This window comes from Ruegeria sp. SATB045 (genome assembly GCF_059613525.1).
The window spans coordinates 1-15,110 of sequence record NZ_JBXWSR010000034.1; the positions used below are offsets into that span (position 1 = coordinate 1).

14 protein-coding genes and 2 tRNA genes are annotated in these 15,110 nt (G+C 58.3%); 7 read left to right on the forward strand and 9 right to left on the reverse strand.

Translation table 11 applies throughout. The features are described 5' to 3' along the window. Together AC2FNR_RS17940 and AC2FNR_RS17945 are read right to left on the reverse strand one after the other, a co-directional pair. A tRNA-Asn gene (locus AC2FNR_RS17940) sits at positions 1–75 on the reverse strand. 75 nt (positions 76–150) lie between these two features. Next, a complete protein-coding gene (locus AC2FNR_RS17945; RefSeq protein ID WP_496850506.1) occupies positions 151–1,065 on the reverse strand; it encodes an MBL fold metallo-hydrolase in 915 nt (304 codons plus the stop codon). Between the two features lie 44 nt (positions 1,066–1,109). Here AC2FNR_RS17945 and AC2FNR_RS17950 point away from each other — a divergent pair, with 44 nt between their 5' ends. After that, on the forward strand, positions 1,110–2,429 hold the full coding sequence (locus AC2FNR_RS17950) for an ATP-binding protein (RefSeq protein ID WP_496850507.1): 1,320 nt from the start codon (positions 1,110–1,112) through the stop codon (positions 2,427–2,429). Between the two features lie 3 nt (positions 2,430–2,432). Here AC2FNR_RS17950 and AC2FNR_RS17955 read toward each other — a convergent pair. Continuing rightward, positions 2,433–2,509 (reverse strand) — tRNA-Ile (locus tag AC2FNR_RS17955). 107 nt (positions 2,510–2,616) lie between these two features. On the opposite strand from AC2FNR_RS17955, the gene purM reads away from it, so the two are divergent. The 3 genes from purM (at position 2,617) to rnd (ending at position 5,530) form a co-directional block, all read left to right on the forward strand. Next, the gene (gene purM / locus AC2FNR_RS17960) at positions 2,617–3,663 is read left to right on the forward strand and encodes a phosphoribosylformylglycinamidine cyclo-ligase (RefSeq protein ID WP_496850509.1); all 1,047 of its coding nucleotides are present in this window, start codon (positions 2,617–2,619) and stop codon (positions 3,661–3,663) included. Beyond that, the gene (gene purN / locus AC2FNR_RS17965) at positions 3,660–4,256 is read left to right on the forward strand and encodes a phosphoribosylglycinamide formyltransferase (RefSeq protein WP_496850511.1); all 597 of its coding nucleotides are present in this window, start codon (positions 3,660–3,662) and stop codon (positions 4,254–4,256) included. Before purM ends, purN begins: the two co-directional genes overlap by 4 nt. A 116-nt stretch (positions 4,257–4,372) precedes the next feature. Next, entirely contained in the window at positions 4,373–5,530 is a 1,158-nt protein-coding gene (rnd, locus tag AC2FNR_RS17970) for a ribonuclease D (protein ID WP_496850513.1), read from the forward strand. Positions 5,531–5,535: 5 nt separating this feature from the next. On the opposite strand, the gene AC2FNR_RS17975 is transcribed toward rnd, so the two are convergent. Beyond that, positions 5,536–6,066 (reverse strand): hypothetical protein, encoded by a 531-nt coding sequence (locus AC2FNR_RS17975; protein WP_496850514.1) that lies wholly within the window; start codon positions 6,064–6,066, stop codon positions 5,536–5,538. Between the two features lie 138 nt (positions 6,067–6,204). On the opposite strand from AC2FNR_RS17975, the gene AC2FNR_RS17980 reads away from it, so the two are divergent. Beyond that, positions 6,205–6,615, forward strand: a complete 411-nt coding sequence (locus AC2FNR_RS17980; RefSeq protein ID WP_496850516.1) for a SufE family protein — start codon at positions 6,205–6,207, stop codon at positions 6,613–6,615. Between the two features lie 6 nt (positions 6,616–6,621). Here AC2FNR_RS17980 and AC2FNR_RS17985 read toward each other — a convergent pair whose 3' ends face one another. Both AC2FNR_RS17985 and AC2FNR_RS17990 read right to left on the reverse strand, forming a co-directional pair. After that, the gene (locus tag AC2FNR_RS17985; protein WP_496850518.1) at positions 6,622–7,278 is read right to left on the reverse strand and encodes a DUF1638 domain-containing protein; all 657 of its coding nucleotides are present in this window, start codon (positions 7,276–7,278) and stop codon (positions 6,622–6,624) included. Between the two features lie 78 nt (positions 7,279–7,356). Beyond that, positions 7,357–8,055, reverse strand: a complete 699-nt coding sequence (locus tag AC2FNR_RS17990) for a corrinoid protein (RefSeq protein WP_209194530.1) — start codon at positions 8,053–8,055, stop codon at positions 7,357–7,359. 291 nt (positions 8,056–8,346) lie between these two features. Here AC2FNR_RS17990 and AC2FNR_RS17995 point away from each other — a divergent pair, with 291 nt between their 5' ends. Beyond that, a complete protein-coding gene (locus tag AC2FNR_RS17995; RefSeq protein WP_496850520.1) occupies positions 8,347–9,411 on the forward strand; it encodes a PA0069 family radical SAM protein in 1,065 nt (354 codons plus the stop codon). Between the two features lie 51 nt (positions 9,412–9,462). Here the strand turns inward: AC2FNR_RS17995 and gltA are convergent, their stop codons facing one another. Together gltA and gltX are read right to left on the reverse strand one after the other, a co-directional pair. Beyond that, positions 9,463–10,758, reverse strand: a complete 1,296-nt coding sequence (gene gltA, locus AC2FNR_RS18000; protein ID WP_480865632.1) for a citrate synthase — start codon at positions 10,756–10,758, stop codon at positions 9,463–9,465. A gap of 121 nt (positions 10,759–10,879) precedes the next feature. Further along, complete coding sequence (gene gltX, locus AC2FNR_RS18005; protein ID WP_496850657.1) at positions 10,880–12,280, reverse strand: glutamate--tRNA ligase; 1,401 nt, start codon at positions 12,278–12,280, stop codon at positions 10,880–10,882. Positions 12,281–12,358: 78 nt separating this feature from the next. On the opposite strand from gltX, the gene AC2FNR_RS18010 reads away from it, so the two are divergent. Further along, positions 12,359–14,404: a ComEC/Rec2 family competence protein gene (locus AC2FNR_RS18010; protein WP_496850522.1), complete on the forward strand. Its 2,046-nt coding sequence runs from the start codon at positions 12,359–12,361 to the stop codon at positions 14,402–14,404. Here the strand turns inward: AC2FNR_RS18010 and lexA are convergent. Then, a complete protein-coding gene (gene lexA, locus AC2FNR_RS18015) occupies positions 14,398–15,096 on the reverse strand; it encodes a transcriptional repressor LexA (protein ID WP_170354295.1) in 699 nt (232 codons plus the stop codon). The two genes, AC2FNR_RS18010 and lexA, sit on opposite strands and share 7 nt — an antisense overlap. Between the last annotated feature and the right edge of the window lie 14 nt (positions 15,097–15,110).

Genomic DNA, 15,110 nt, shown 5'->3' on the forward strand with positions numbered 1-15,110 from the left:
TGGCTCCGGCGGTAGGGATCGAACCTACGACCAATTGATTAACAGTCAACTGCTCTACCGCTGAGCTACGCCGGAACTGAGGGCCGTATAACAACCTCGAAAATTGCCGTCCAGAGGGGAACGACCCGAAATAACGAAAAATTTTTCTGATCATGCAATTCGATGGAATTCGGCGTCTATAGCTAGGTTCCCTTTCGGTGAAGCCATTGATTTTACGGTTAAATCGACCAAATGAGCGAACACGTTGCGTTCGGCGGCAGGAAGCAACGCTTTGGGAGTTTCGATGTAGATACGCTCAGCCAATTGTCTCGCCGTGCCGGGTTGATCGGCAAGCGCACCCAGAATCTGTGCCTCGCGTGTTACGCGATGCTGTATCAGCCAATCCAACCGCGCAGCTGGATCAGTGATAGGAGCACCGTGTCCTGCGTGAAAGGTTGACCAAGTGCGGTCGCGCAGACGGTGACAGGCTTGCATAAAGTCCGTCAGATCTCCGTCAGGAGGTGAAACCAATGAGCTGGCCCATCCCATGACATGATCGGCGGTGAAACAGGTATTACCCCAGCCCAAAGCGATGTGGTTGCCCAAGTGCCCCGGGGTATGAATGACTTCAAGCTGCCACTCGTCACCTTCGATGGTTTCGCCATCGGCGAGTTCGATATCCGGACGAAAGGCGGTATCGATTCCTTCGCCGCCTCCGGCCAGGCCCTGTTGCGCCAGGTCCGCCATCACTGTACTGCGCCCGGCTTCGGGGCCTCCAAAAGCCAGAATCGGCGCGCCGGTGCGCCGCGCCAAAAGAGCGGCGAGCGGAGAGTGATCCAGATGGGTATGCGTGACGATGATATGGCTTATGCGTTGACCCGCTTGAAGGGCGGATAGAATCGCGTCCAGATGTGTCTCGCTCATCGGTCCGGGGTCGATGACCGCGCAATCCTTTGTGCCCAGCAAATAGGTATTCGTCCCGCGATACGTCATCGGCGACGGGTTCGGCGCCAGAATGCGCCTAAGCCCGGTTTGTAATTCGACCGCTTGGCCGGGCGGTGGGTTGAAATCATCGGGGGCCTGCATTCTGCGCTCTTTCTCTTGTCCGATCAGCCCGTTAGGTTTAGCGCATGTCGAGTGCATGGCTCAAACCCTATATGCCGCGAAGTCTTTATGCGCGAGCGGCCCTAATACTGGTTCTGCCAGTTATCGTGCTGTTGCTTGTTGTTGGCATCGCTTTTTTGCAGAAACACCTTGAAGACGTGACAGAGCAGATGACACGCACGGCTTCCCGAGAGGTGATGCTTGTGCTTGCGACGATGCAGGATGCCGAGACCCAGCAGCAAGCCATGGCCGAGATTCGGCCTGATCTGAGCGCGCTTGATATGAAGGTGCGTTTCCTTGGCATCAATGAACGCCCCGAAGTTGGTTATCGCCGATGGTACGATTTCATTGCGCCACAGGTCGATTCCGATTTGCACGCCTTTCTACCCAATCTGGTGGCAATTGCGCTGCCCAGCGGGGATGAAGCGCGCCTATATTTGAATACAGATTTGGGATTGTTGCAGCTTACAATGGATCGGCGACGCTTGTCTCCGGCTGCTCCGCACCAGCTGATTGTGACGATGGTGTTTTTTGCGGTCATCATGACGTCGATATCGTTCTTGTATATGCGCAACCAACTGCGTCCGATTACACGGTTGGCTGATGCAGCGCAGGCGTTTGGCCGTGGCAGGGTAGTACCGTACGCGCCCGGAGGCGCAATTGAGGTCAGAGCTGCGGGAAACGCATTTCTCGATATGCGCGCCCGAATCGAGCGGCAAATGGAACAGCGCACCATGATGTTGTCAGGTGTCAGCCACGATCTGCGCACTCCCTTGACCCGTCTGAAACTGGGGCTGTCGATGTTGCCCGAAGATGAAGCCACGCCGTTGCAGAAAGACGTGGACGAAATGCAGCTGCTGCTGGACGCGTTTCTCGACTTTTCACGCGGTGCGGCGGAAGGCGCGCCCGAACAGGTGGATCCGTCTGAGCTGTTGAAACAGATCGTCAACGACGCCCAACGGGCCGGGCATACCGCTGAACTTGTCGCAACCGAAGGCTCGGGTACCGCCATGTTGCGTCCAACGTCGATCCGCCGGGCTGTCGAGAATCTGATCGGAAATGCTGTTCGATACGGAAACCGAGCTGAGGTCAGCCTATCGCTTACCCCCAAAACGCTGCGTATCCGGGTCGAAGATGACGGGCCGGGCATTCCGCCAGAACAGCGCACCGAGGCCGTGAAACCGTTCTCGCGCCTGGACCCGGCGCGCAACCAGAATCAAGGCAGCGGTGTTGGCCTGGGGCTTGCAATTGTTGCGGATATTGCCCGCGCACACGGGGGTGTTTTGCGGCTTGGGAAAAGTGAACGCCTGGGCGGGCTCAGCGCGGATATCATCATAGGACGGTAAATTTGGTAGGCCCGGCAGGACTTGAACCCGCAACCAAAGCGTTATGAGCGCTCTGCTCTAACCAATTGAGCTACAGGCCCGTCTGAGCGCTTTGAGTATCACGGTGAACGCCCGCGTCAAGCCTGACCGTTGCAACGACGGCCACAATCGACTAACCCGCGCGGGAACCATTCATAAGGGGTTGGCCATGACAGCGGGCAAGAACGGAATCACCTATGCGGACGCGGGTGTTGATATTGATGCAGGCAACGCGCTGGTCGACCGGATCAAACCTGCGGCCAAGCGGACCAACCGCTCGGGCGTGATGAGCGGGCTGGGCGGGTTCGGCGCTCTGTTCGACCTCAAGGATGCGGGCTACACCGATCCTATTCTGGTGGGCGCGACCGATGGTGTGGGCACCAAGCTGCGTATCGCTATTGATACCGGCGTGGTTGATGGCGTTGGCATTGATCTGGTGGCCATGTGCGTCAACGATCTGATCTGTCAGGGCGCCGAGCCTCTGTTTTTCCTCGACTACTTCGCCACCGGCAAGCTGGACACGGATACTGCCGCGCGGATCATCGAAGGCATCGCCGAGGGCTGTGTGCAGTCCGGCTGTGCCCTGATCGGTGGTGAGACGGCGGAAATGCCCGGCATGTACCCCGATGGCGATTTTGATCTGGCCGGGTTCTCGGTCGGCGCGATGGAGCGTGGCGCGCATCTGCCCGCAGGCGTGCAGCAGGGCGACGTGCTGCTGGGGCTGGCGTCGAACGGGGTGCATTCCAACGGCTATTCGCTGGTTCGCAAACTGGTAGGGATTTCGGGGCTAGGATGGGACGCCGAGTCGCCGTTCAGCGACGGTACGCTGGGTGAGGCACTGCTGACGCCCACGCGTCTTTATGTCAAGCAGGCGCTGCAAGCGATCCGGGCAGGGGGCGTTCACGCGCTGGCCCATATCACCGGCGGCGGTTTGACAGAAAACCTGCCGCGTGTCTTGCCCGAAGGGCTGGGTGCCGGGATCGACCTGAACGCCTGGGATTTGCCGCCCGTCTTCCGTTGGATGGCTGAAACCGGTGGGATTGCTGAGACTGAGATGTTGAAAACCTTCAACTGCGGTATCGGCATGATCGTAGTCTGCGCCGAAGACCGCGCCGATGAACTGGCCGATCTGCTGGTCGAAGCCGGGGAAACCGTATCGCGCATCGGCACAGTCACCGAGGCGGCCGGTGTGGCCTACACTGGCAAACTGCTGTGAGCCACAAGCGCGTTGCCATCCTGATCTCGGGCGGGGGGTCCAACATGGTGTCGCTGGTCGATTCCATGATCGGCGACCACCCCGCGCGACCCTGTCTGGTGCTGTCCAACGACGCTCAAGCCGGGGGGCTGGTCAAGGCGGCTGAGCGGGGCATCCCGACGGCTTCGGTCGATCACCGTCCGTTCAAAGGCGACCGCGCTGCGTTCGAGGCAGAGCTGCTGAAACCGCTTGAGGCTGCGCAGCCTGATATCGTCTGTCTGGCTGGGTTCATGCGCGTTCTGACCGGCGATTTTGTATCGCGCTTTCAGGGGCGGATGCTGAACATCCACCCTTCACTGTTGCCGAAATACAAGGGCCTGAACACGCATGCCCGCGCGATCGAGGCAGGCGATGAGGAACATGGATGTTCGGTTCACGAGGTAACGGCGGCATTGGATGACGGTCCGATCCTTGGCCAAGCCCGTTTGCAGATTGAGCCAAACGACACACCTACGACTCTGGCGGCACGCGTTCTGGTGTGGGAACATAAGCTCTATCCAGCCGTGTTGCGCCGCTTTAGCTCTGGCGACCACACACCCGTGTTGCTGCCCTGATCGCCGCAGAGTGATTTACACGCCAGTGTTATTCGGCCTATGGTCTGGGCTATCGCCCTGAACGGCACAAAAGCGACGGGCTACGACGAAAAACAAGAGCAAGAACACCACCGCGCATGAAGACCCTGACAACGACGCAAGAGCTGGCCGAGTACTGCAAGGCCGCTGCAAGCCATGACTATGTGACAATCGATACCGAGTTCCTGCGCGAGCGGACGTATTATTCGAAACTCTGTCTGGTGCAATTGGCGGTGCCATCTTCGGACGAGAACAGCGCAGTGCTTGTTGATCCACTGTCTGAGGGATTGTCGCTTGAGCCTCTGTACGAACTGTTCAGAAACGAGGGTGTGGTAAAGGTTTTTCACGCGGCCCGCCAGGATCTTGAGATCTTCTGGGTTGAAGCAAATGTGTTCCCGACGCCCCTGTTTGATACCCAAGTTGCCGCGATGGTTTGCGGCTTCGGAGAGCAGGTCGGTTATGAAACGTTGGTGCGCAAGATTTGCAAGCAGGGTTTGGACAAGACCTCGCGCTTCACCGACTGGTCTCGCCGTCCGTTGTCGGACGCGCAAAAGACCTATGCCTTGGCTGATGTGACCCACCTGCGACAGATCTACGAGCATCTGGCGAAAGAGTTGAATAAAACGGAACGCAGCCATTGGGTTGCTGAAGAACTGCGCACACTGACCCATCCCGAAACCTATGATATCCGCCCGGCAGATGCGTGGAAACGGGTTAAGACACGAACGAACTCGGCCAAGTTTTTGGCTGTGGTACGTGAGTTGGCCCAGTTTCGTGAGGCCTATGCGCAAGAAAACAACGTACCCCGCAGCCGTGTGTTCAAGGACGACGCGCTGATCGAGTTGGCCTCGACCAAGCCGAAATCCCCGTCTGATCTTGGTGGCTCGCGTTTGTTGCTTCGCGAGGCGCGCAAAGGCGCGATTGCCGAAGGTATTCTGGCGGCCGTTAAAAAGGGTGTGAATTGCCCGCCCGACCAGATGCCGCGTGTTGATAACAGCCGCGACAAGCTAAAGGTCAATCCGGCGTTGGCCGATCTGCTGCGGGTATTGCTAAAGTCCAAGACCGAAAGTTCGGGCGTGGCAGCAAAACTGATCGCCACCAGTTCGGAATTGGATCAGATCGCGGCGGGAGAGCGTGACCTGCCTGCGATGTCAGGTTGGCGGTTCGAAGTGTTTGGCGAAGACGCCCTTAAACTGTGCGAAGGTAAGATCGCCTTGGCAGCCAAGGGCCAGTCGGTCAAGGTTGTGTCGTTGTAGCCGACTTAGCGCCGCCGCGATTCCAGAGCATTTTCCTGACCGACTACGCGAACCAGACGGATGCCTTGCAGATCGTCTTGTGACACGTTGATTGCATCCAACACCTGACGTGAACGTTCAGAGCCTTGATTGGTTGCTGTGGCCGGATACGAAACGCGGAAGGTATATTCCAGTACGCCGTTCTTCTGGTTTTCTTCACTTTCAACACGAACGAGTCGGGCATCATAGGCGCCCTGACGTGCGGCGACGCCAGTGACCAGAATGATCGCCCCCCCGGGTGTTGAGTCGATCCTCAGCTCATCAACGCGCGCAATAGCAACGCTGTTGTCCACGGGGTCTGGCCGACTGAATAGGCCGGCGCCTTCACGCTGTTGGGGCACCAGTGCGTTTGGGTCATTGGCCAAAGTCTGTGTCGGTGCAGGCGCGGGTGTGCTGGACCCAAACCAGTTGGTCGGATTTACACGCGACTCGCGCCATCCGCTACAAGCCGACAGTGTTAGCGTGGCGACCAAAAGAACAGACAGTGTTTTTTGCATGGATTTAAAGCTCTGACCGGTATTTCCCGAACTGGCCTAACGCAAATTCCCTGCTTTGAAAACCCACGCTGGGGCTGGACAGGCAGGGGGCAGAGGCATAGGTCACGATTGTGACCGCAATGAAAGGACCGCAGGGATATGGCAACGCCTGCCTTTGAAGACATCGTCGAGGATTTCGAGTTTCTGGAAGACTGGGAAGACCGCTATCGCCATGTCATTGAGCAGGGCAAGGCCATGGAACCCCTTGAGGACGCGCTGAAAGTTCCCGCAACCAAGGTTCATGGCTGCGCCAGTCAGGTCTGGCTGCATCCGGTTATCGAAGCTGGAGTATTTAGGTTTGACGGAGACAGCGACGCGCTGATCGTGCGCGGCCTGATCGCGGTTTTGCGGGCTTTGTACAATGGCGTGCCAGTTGCCGAGGTTGCCAAGGTTGACGCCGGCGCAGAATTGGCGCGATTGGGCCTGAACGACCACCTCTCAGCGCAGCGGTCCAATGGTCTGCGGGCGATGATCGAGCGTATTCGCGAAGTTGCGCAAGAAAACGCGTGACGTAACTCAGTGGCGATTGGCCCAATCGGTTAACGTTGCCTCGAGATCGCCATATCCGGTGAAACGCCTTTCGAACGCCAGGCCAAGGCGGTCGGCGCACTCCTGAGCGCGTTTCGTCAGCAACGGGTCGTCAGTCTGAGCCTGATAGACCAGTTTCGTGTAGTTGCCGAAATACATGTCGCGCAATTCAGGATGCCGGTCCAGGCCCAGCGGCTTCCAAACAAAGGCATCAAACTGGCGTGCCAGAAAATCGGTCAGGTAGAAGGCAGTTGTTTCATCCTCGCCGCGTGCGTCGAAAACATCATTGCCTTCAAAAAACGAATAGCAATGCGGGCCTTTGACCATCTCGACGCCCAATTCTGCACACGCGTTTTGCAGCAGGCCCCCGGTGCCGCAATCGGCATAGACCACATAGATCGTGTCGTACTGCGTGCGATGTTTGGTGATTGCATCCTGCACGGCCTGAGTAATCCGCTCGGGATGGACATGTAAGATGGCGGGCAGGCAGGTCAGGTCCATATGGTCCCAACCATTGCGGTTCTTCAGGTCCAGAATCTCGCGTGCCAGCGCGCCGCAAGCCAGCAACAGAATTTGCCCTTGCGCAGCGGACTCGTACCCGTCTGTCGTCAAGCTTGCATCGTCTGGCAGATTGTCCTGCGGCATGGCTTGGCTCCTGCGCCAAAGATGTAAACGAAAAGGCCGCCCGTTGCCGGACGGCCCTGAATTCAGATGTCCGTCTGATCAGCCCGCCAGTTGGTTGTGCTTGCGCGACACGAAGTCTTTCGCGGTCTCAACGGCGACGGCCGCATCGCGGCAATATGCGTCGGCACCAATGGCTTTTCCGAACTCTTCGTTCAGCGGAGCGCCACCGACCAGTACGATGTAGTCTTCGCGCAAACCTTGCTCGACCAGAGTATCGATCACGACTTTCATGTACGGCATGGTGGTTGTCAGCAGGGCCGACATGCCCAGAATGTCGGGCTTTTCGGTTTCCAGTGCTTCCAGGTAGTTCTCGACCGGGTTGTTGATGCCGATATCGACGACCTCAAAACCGGCGCCTTCCATCATCATCGACACAAGGTTTTTGCCGATGTCGTGGATGTCGCCCTTGACGGTGCCGATCACCATCTTGCCAACGCGCGGTGCGCCGGTTTCGGCCAGCAGCGGCTTCAAGATGGACATGCCGCCCTTCATCGCGTTTGCGGCTAGCAGAACTTCGGGAACAAACAGGATGCCGTCGCGGAAGTCGTGGCCTACGATGGTCATACCGCCAACCAGCGCCTTGGTCAGAATGTCATAGGGGGTCCATCCGCGTTCCAGCAGGATGTTCACACCTTCTTCGATTTCTTCCTTCAAACCGTCGTAAAGATCGTCGAACATCTGTTCGACCAATTCCTCGTCATTCAGTTCGGACAGGACGATGTCTTCTTCATCGGACATTGGGTGTTTCCCTAGAGCTGTTCGGGCTTAGCGCCCATTGGTGGCATTTTTTTCGTTTTGGCCAAAACGTCGCATTTAGACTGTGACGATTGCGACCTTGGCGGTTCCGAGACCGACCTATACGTCAAAATATTGATCAACTCGACGTCATAATCTGCAAGATGATCCTGCATTCGGTTCAATTCCAGCATGTTTGGCCAAGCAATTTGAAATCAACACGTAAGACGAGGGGCGCTTGCCTGAGCCGCGTATGGCGAGTATACCTGCAGATGGAACATAAAGAGAACAAATATGACTGACGCGCAAATCCGGGGCCGAGGTGTCGCTACAAATGTTGCTGGTCGGTTCGAAGCGTTTACCACTGAACGCTGCGCGGATGGATGGCCCGAGGACGATGATCTACCGCTATTGCGCACCGAGTTGCGCGACGAGGTCGCGCGCAGCATCATAACCTACAACCGGTCGCCCGATTTGCCGTTTGACCGCTCGATCAACCCGTATCGAGGATGCGAACACGGGTGTGTTTATTGCTTTGCGCGGCCGTCCCATGCCTATCTCGGTCTGTCGCCGGGGCTGGATTTTGAAACACGCCTGATTGCCCGGCCCAACGCGGCCGAGGTGCTGCGGCGGGAACTGTCCTCGAAATCCTACAAGGTGGCCACAGTGGCGTTGGGCACCAATACTGACCCTTACCAACCAGTCGAAAAAACACGCTCTGTCACAAGGGATTGCCTGCAAGTCTTAAGCGATTTTCAGCACCCGGTCGGAATCGTCACCAAAGGTGCTTTGATCGAGCGTGATCTGGACATTTTGTCCCCCATGGCAGCCAAGGGGCTGGTACGGGTGGGGATTTCCCTAACAACTTTGGACGCCGGCCTGTCGCGCCGGATGGAGCCTCGTGCCCCGTCGCCCCGGCGGCGTCTGGCGATCATACGGCGGCTGACCGAGGCCGGGGTACCGGTGCGGGTCATGACCTCGCCTCTGATCCCCGGCTTGACGGATCATGAGCTTGAACAGCTGCTTGAGGCCGGGCGCGACGCAGGTGCCGATGCGGCCAGCTGGATCATGCTGCGCCTACCACGAGAAGTGTCCGAGCTGTGGCAGCGTTGGTTGGCAGATCATGAACCGGCCCGGGCGGAGAAAGTCATGTCGAAACTGCGCGAGATGCATGGGGGCCGCGACTATGACCCGCGCTGGGGGCATCGGATGCGGGGTGAGGGCGAATATGCCGCGCTGATTGCGAAACGATTTACCGTGGCGGTCAAACGGTTGGGGCTGGCCACGCGCACCCCGGCGTTGCGTCTGGACCTGTTCACAAGGCCACCACAGGCGGGCGACCAACTGGCTTTGTTCTAACGAAAAACGCCCCGGAACCGGTCCGGGGCGTTCTGCAATCTGTAACCGCGATCAGCGGTTTTCGATATCCACATAGTCACGAGTGGTCTCGCCCAGATACAGCTGGCGCGGACGGCCGATCTTGTTCTGGGGGTCGGCGATCATCTCTTTCCACTGGCTGACCCAGCCCACGGTGCGCGACAGGGCAAAGATCGGAGTGAACATCGAGGTCGGGAAGCCCATCGCCTCGAGGATGATACCCGAATAGAAGTCCACGTTCGGGAACAGCTTTTTATCGGCGAAATACGGATCTTCCAGAGCCTGCTTTTCCAGCGCCTTGGCAACCTGCAGTTTCGGGTTGTCTTCGATGCCCAACAGATCCAGCACTTCGTCGGCGGACTGTTTCATCACTTTGGCGCGCGGGTCAAAGTTCTTGTAGACGCGGTGGCCAAAGCCCATCAGGCGGAACGGATCGTCCTTGTCCTTGGCGCGGGCGATGAATTCGGGGATGCGATCAACGCTGCCGATTTCTTCCAGCATCTCCAGACATGCTTGGTTTGCGCCACCGTGCGCCGGACCCCACAGGCAGGCGATGCCAGCCGCGATACAGGCAAACGGGTTGGCACCCGAGCTTGACGCCAGACGCACGGTCGAGGTCGAGGCGTTTTGCTCGTGATCTGCGTGCAGGGTAAAGATGCGGTCCATCGCACGGCTGAGGATCGGATTGACTTCATATTCTTCGGCCGGAACGCTGAAGCACATGCGCAGGAAGTTCGATGCATAGTCCAGATCGTTGCGCGGATATACGAAGGGCTGGCCAGTGTGGTACTTATAGGCCCATGCCGCGATGGTTGGCATTTTTGCGATCAGGCGGTGCGAGGCGACCTCACGCTGGCGCGGGTCTGCGATATCAGTTGAGTCGTGATAGAAGGCCGACATCGCGCCCACAACACCGACCATGATTGCCATCGGATGCGCGTCGCGGCGGAAGCCACGGTAGAAATACTGCATCTGCTCGTGCAGCATGGTGTGGCGCGTGATGGTGGTTTCGAACTTTTCCAAAACGGGCGCGCTCGGCAACTCTCCGTACAGCAGCAGGTAGCAAACCTCGAGGAAGTGAGATTTTCCGGCCAGCTGGTCGATCGGATATCCCCGGTGCAGCAGCTCGCCCTTTTCGCCGTCGATGTATGTGATGGTGCTGTCACAGCTGGCGGTCGACGTAAAGCCGGGGTCATACGTGAATACACCTGCCGTTCCGTAAAGCTTACGGATGTCGATCACGTCAGGCCCAGCGGTCGGTGAATGAATCGGCAGCTCATAAGTTTCGCCATTAAGTGACAGAGTGGCTGATTTGTTGCTGTCGGTCATAGTGTCCCTTCCTCAATCATGCGCAGTATGGATCGCTGTCCGATCCTGCGGGCAACGGATGCGCGCAATCGCGCAAACCGGGTGTTAGCGGAGCAGCGTTACCCAAATGTGAACCTTTTACTCAGGTCGCTGCGTCAGAAAGCCGTGCCAGGGTTTCATCCCGCCCAAGCACCAGCATCATGTCAAAAACCGAAGGTGTCACCGCGCGGCCTGCCAGTACGGCGCGCAACGGCCCCGCCAGCTTGCCGAACTTGATGCCTTGTGCTTCCGCAAAGGAATTCAGGGCGTCCTCCAGTTCGCTTCGCGTCCAGCTAACACTTTGCAACTGCGGCGTCAATTCATTCAGTATACCGTCGGATACTGAGGCAAGCGCCTTGGCCGCTTTCTCATCCGGTTGAATAGGGCGGGAAGTCAGGGAAAAATGTGCCTTTTCAAGGAGCTCTGGGAATGTGCGCGCCCGATCCTTGAGGCAATACATCGCACGTTCCAGATCACTGGATTGTGTTTCTGTCAGCGCAGGCAAGTCAGCCGCGGCCAGATACGCCTCGATTTCCTGCCGCAATGCGGCATCATCGGCGACGGCAATATGCTGACCGCACAGGTTTTCCAGTTTTTTCAGATCGAAACGGGCCGGGCTTTTGCCGATTCCGTCCAGATCGAACCACTCTTTCGCCTGCGCGTCGGTAAAGAATTCGTCGTCGCCGTGACTCCAGCCCAGACGCGCCAGATAGTTGCGCATACCGGCCGCCGGATACCCCATGGCTTGATATTCCTGCGCGCCCAAAGCGCCGTGGCGTTTCGACAGTTTCTTGCCATCGGGCCCGTGAATGAGCGGGATATGCGCCCAGACGGGAACATCCCAGCCCATCGCCTGATAAATCATCATCTGGCGCGCTGCATTGTTCAGGTGGTCGTCGCCCCGGATCACATGGGTGACGCCCATATCGTGATCGTCTACCACGACGGCCAGCATATAGACCGGCGTCCCGTCCGAACGCAGCAGGATCATGTCGTCCAGCTGATCATTGCGGATGGTCACGTCCCCCTGAACCTGATCGCGGATCACCGTCTCTCCGTCCTGCGGGGCCTTGATGCGGATCACGAAAGGCGCGTCGGGGTGGGTCGCTGCGTCAGCGTCGCGCCAAGGGCTACGGAACAGGGTTGATTTGCCCTCGGTCTTCGCTTGTTCACGGAAGGCGACGATTTCTTCTTGCGTCGCAAAGCACTTGTACGCTTTGTCCTCGGCCAGCAGTTGATGGGCGACCTCAGCGTGACGGGCCGCGCCCTCGAACTGGCTGATCACATCGCCATCGTGGTCAAGACCCAGCCAAGCCATACCCTGCAGAATGGCTGCCGTCGCCTCGGGGGTAGAGCGTTCGCGGTCCGTATCCTCGATCCGCAGCAGGAACTTGCCACCGCGACCACGGGCATAGAGCCAGTTGAAGAGCGCAGTGCGCGCGCCGCCGATATGCAGAAAACCGGTGGGCGAGGGGGCGAAACGGGTGACGACCTGATCGGACATTGTTTGGATTAACCTTTTGGTAACCGTGTCGGGCATAGTTTGACGCCTGTCTAACGAGGCTGAGAGACGGGGGCAACCATGCGTGTTCTGGCCCGGGTCGAGGCCGCTTTGCTGAACCAGACAGGGTACCTATTTCAATGGTCTCCGGTCTGTCTGGCGATCGGAATCGGCCTGTACTTCGGTTTGCGGTCTGAGCCGGAATGGCAGGTCTATGTCGGCGTGCTCGCCGCGGGTATGGCAGCTTTGGCTGCTGCGCGCTGGATACGGTCAGGCTGGGCGTCGTTGGCAATCGGGGGGGCGCTTGTTTGTGCGGGGTTTATCCTTGCAGGAGCCCGCGCCCATACGGTGGCAGAGCCGGTCTTGTCATGGCGTTACTACGGCCCGGTCGAGGGGCGGGTCGTTGCCATTGACCGCTCTGCGTCGGATGCGCTGCGGGTAACGCTGGATCGGGTGCGAGTAGGGGACGTACCACTAGATCGCAGACCGCAGCGCGTCCGGCTATCTTTGCATGGCGGTGATGCTTCGCTTGTGCCAGGACAGCGGATCATGACCACCGGTCACCTGTCTCCGCCACAAGGCCCGGTTGAACCCGGCGGGTTTGATTTCCGGCGTCATGCTTGGTTTCAGGGTTTGGGTGCGGTCGGTTACACCCGCGTTCCTGTTCTGACGGTTTCGGGTCCGGATCCGGCCGGCGTCCGCATCACCGCGTTAAGGCTGGCATTGTCCGAACATGTGCGTGCGGTGTTGCCCGGAGAGATTGGAGGGTTCGCCGCCGCAGTAACGACAGGGGATCGAAGCGGAATGGGGCAACAAACGCTCGCGTCTTTGCGGGCGTCGAATTTGGCGCATTTATTGGCGATCTCCGGTCTGCATATGGGGCTACTGACCGGTTTTGTTTATCTACTGTGCCGAGTTGCTTTATCGGCGATTCCTGCTATCGCGCTTAGGGTCTCGGTCCGAAAGGTCGCGGCGGTTGGTGCACTTATTGCCGCAACGCTGTATCTGCTGCTGTCTGGCGGAAACGTGGCAACCGAACGCGCCTTTGTCATGGCCGCCGTGATGCTGGGTGCGATTCTCGTCGACCGGCGGGCCATCTCATTGCGCGCGGTCGCGGTGGCCGCGTTGATCGTTTTGATCCTGCGGCCGGAATCCCTCTTGAGCCCCGGTTTTCAGATGTCCTTCGCGGCAACCACGGCGCTTGTAGCGGTGTTTGGGGCGTTGCGAAATGTTGGCCCGGTTCCGGGGCCGAAATGGTTAAAGCCAGTGATTGGATTGTTGATGTCGTCTGCCATCGCAGGGCTTGCGACCGCACCGATCGGAGCTGCACATTTCAATACGATGTCCCATTATGGCTTGGTGGCTAACATGTTGTCAGTCCCTGCGATGGGGACCGTCGTTGTTCCAGCAGCGGTCGTTGCAGCCCTGTTGGCACCGTTTGGTCTGGACTGGGTCGCGCTCGCCGTTATGGGCCTTGGGTTAGAGTGGATATTGCTGGTTGCTGAGACCGTATCAAACCTGGATGGAGCGCAAGGCTATATCGTTAGCCCGCCTTACTATGTATTGCCTCTGTTCGCTTTGGGGGCGTTGTGGACGGTTTTGTGGCGTGGGTCCGCGAAATGGGGTGGTTTGGGACCATGTATCGCGGCCGTGTTCATATGGGGTCAGGGTGAACGTCCCGATGTCTTGGTCGCGGATTCAGGTGGATTGGTCGGGGTCTTGACGGACAAAGGGCGCGCCTTGAGCAAAGAGAAAGGCAGCGGGTTCATCGCCACAGTATGGTTGGAAAATGATGGCGATGGTGTGAACCAGAAGACAGCCGCCGACCGATGGCCCCCAGCTGACGACCTTGTCCAAAGATATGTGTGGAAGGGGCAGGAGGTGATCCACCTGACCGGAAAGCGATCTGCAGGTAGCTTTACCGAGTGCCACGAAGGCCAGATTGTTATCTCAGCTGTGCCAGTTGTACTAAGCGGAAATTGCGTATTGTTCGACCCGGAAAAATTGATGGAGACCGGGAGTCTGGCTTTTCAGAACGGTAAAATAAAGACCAGCGCAGAGGTCATCGGTCGCAGATTGTGGTCCCCGAAGGAAGCCGAAGACCACCAGACACAAAAAGGTCAGTAGCTGCGGATCAGGCCGACCAATCGGCCTTGCACCTTGACCTTGTCTTCGGGCAAGACGCGGGTTTCATAAGCCGGGTTCGCGGCCTCAAGCGCAATGGCATGACCGCGGCGGAAATACCGCTTCAGTGTTGCTTCTTGATCTTCAACAAGTGCCACTACGATATCGCCGTTGTCTGCGACCGATGTCTCGCGGATCACCACAACGTCGCCGTCATTTATGCCTGCATCGATCATCGAGTCGCCCCGAACCTCAAGCGCGTAGTGCTCGCCCTTGCCTGAAACCATTGATCCCGGCACAGCGACGCGGTGCGAGACATGGCTGATCGCTTCAATCGGAACACCCGCCGCGATACGGCCCATGACTGGCAATTCCATGGCATCGACGGTAACGGGTTCGAAATTCGCCGGTCGCGGCCCTTCGGGCTTGTCGCCTTCGATCACACGCGGCTTAAAGGCGGCTGTCGGTTCGCCGCCAAGACTTTCGGGCAGTTTGACGATTTCGATCGCCCGCGCCCGATGGGCAAGTCGGCGGATAAATCCGCGTTCTTCCAGCGCGGTGATCAGCCGGTGAATTCCGGACTTGGATCTGAGATCCAGCGCGGCCTTCATTTCGTCGAAACTAGGGGGAACACCATCCGCTTGAACACGTTTGTGGATGAATTCCAACAAATCCAACTGCTTCTTGGTCAGCATTGCTCACACCTCGT

What these genes read in the sequence shown, in the direction of transcription:
- AC2FNR_RS17945 (WP_496850506.1), bottom strand. Translation starts at nt 1,065, where the DNA reads ATGCAGGCCCCCGATGATTTCAACCCACCGCCCGGCCAAGCGGTCGAA.
- AC2FNR_RS17950 (WP_496850507.1), top strand. Translation starts at nt 1,110, where the DNA reads ATGTCGAGTGCATGGCTCAAACCCTATATGCCGCGAAGTCTTTATGCG.
- purM (WP_496850509.1), top strand. Translation starts at nt 2,617, where the DNA reads ATGACAGCGGGCAAGAACGGAATCACCTATGCGGACGCGGGTGTTGAT.
- rnd (WP_496850513.1), top strand. Translation starts at nt 4,373, where the DNA reads ATGAAGACCCTGACAACGACGCAAGAGCTGGCCGAGTACTGCAAGGCC.
- AC2FNR_RS17975 (WP_496850514.1), bottom strand. Translation starts at nt 6,066, where the DNA reads ATGCAAAAAACACTGTCTGTTCTTTTGGTCGCCACGCTAACACTGTCG.
- AC2FNR_RS17980 (WP_496850516.1), top strand. Translation starts at nt 6,205, where the DNA reads ATGGCAACGCCTGCCTTTGAAGACATCGTCGAGGATTTCGAGTTTCTG.
- AC2FNR_RS17985 (WP_496850518.1), bottom strand. Translation starts at nt 7,278, where the DNA reads ATGCCGCAGGACAATCTGCCAGACGATGCAAGCTTGACGACAGACGGG.
- AC2FNR_RS17990 (WP_209194530.1), bottom strand. Translation starts at nt 8,055, where the DNA reads ATGTCCGATGAAGAAGACATCGTCCTGTCCGAACTGAATGACGAGGAA.
- AC2FNR_RS17995 (WP_496850520.1), top strand. Translation starts at nt 8,347, where the DNA reads ATGACTGACGCGCAAATCCGGGGCCGAGGTGTCGCTACAAATGTTGCT.
- gltA (WP_480865632.1), bottom strand. Translation starts at nt 10,758, where the DNA reads ATGACCGACAGCAACAAATCAGCCACTCTGTCACTTAATGGCGAAACT.
- gltX (WP_496850657.1), bottom strand. Translation starts at nt 12,280, where the DNA reads ATGTCCGATCAGGTCGTCACCCGTTTCGCCCCCTCGCCCACCGGTTTT.
- AC2FNR_RS18010 (WP_496850522.1), top strand. Translation starts at nt 12,359, where the DNA reads ATGCGTGTTCTGGCCCGGGTCGAGGCCGCTTTGCTGAACCAGACAGGG.
- lexA (WP_170354295.1), bottom strand. Translation starts at nt 15,096, where the DNA reads ATGCTGACCAAGAAGCAGTTGGATTTGTTGGAATTCATCCACAAACGT.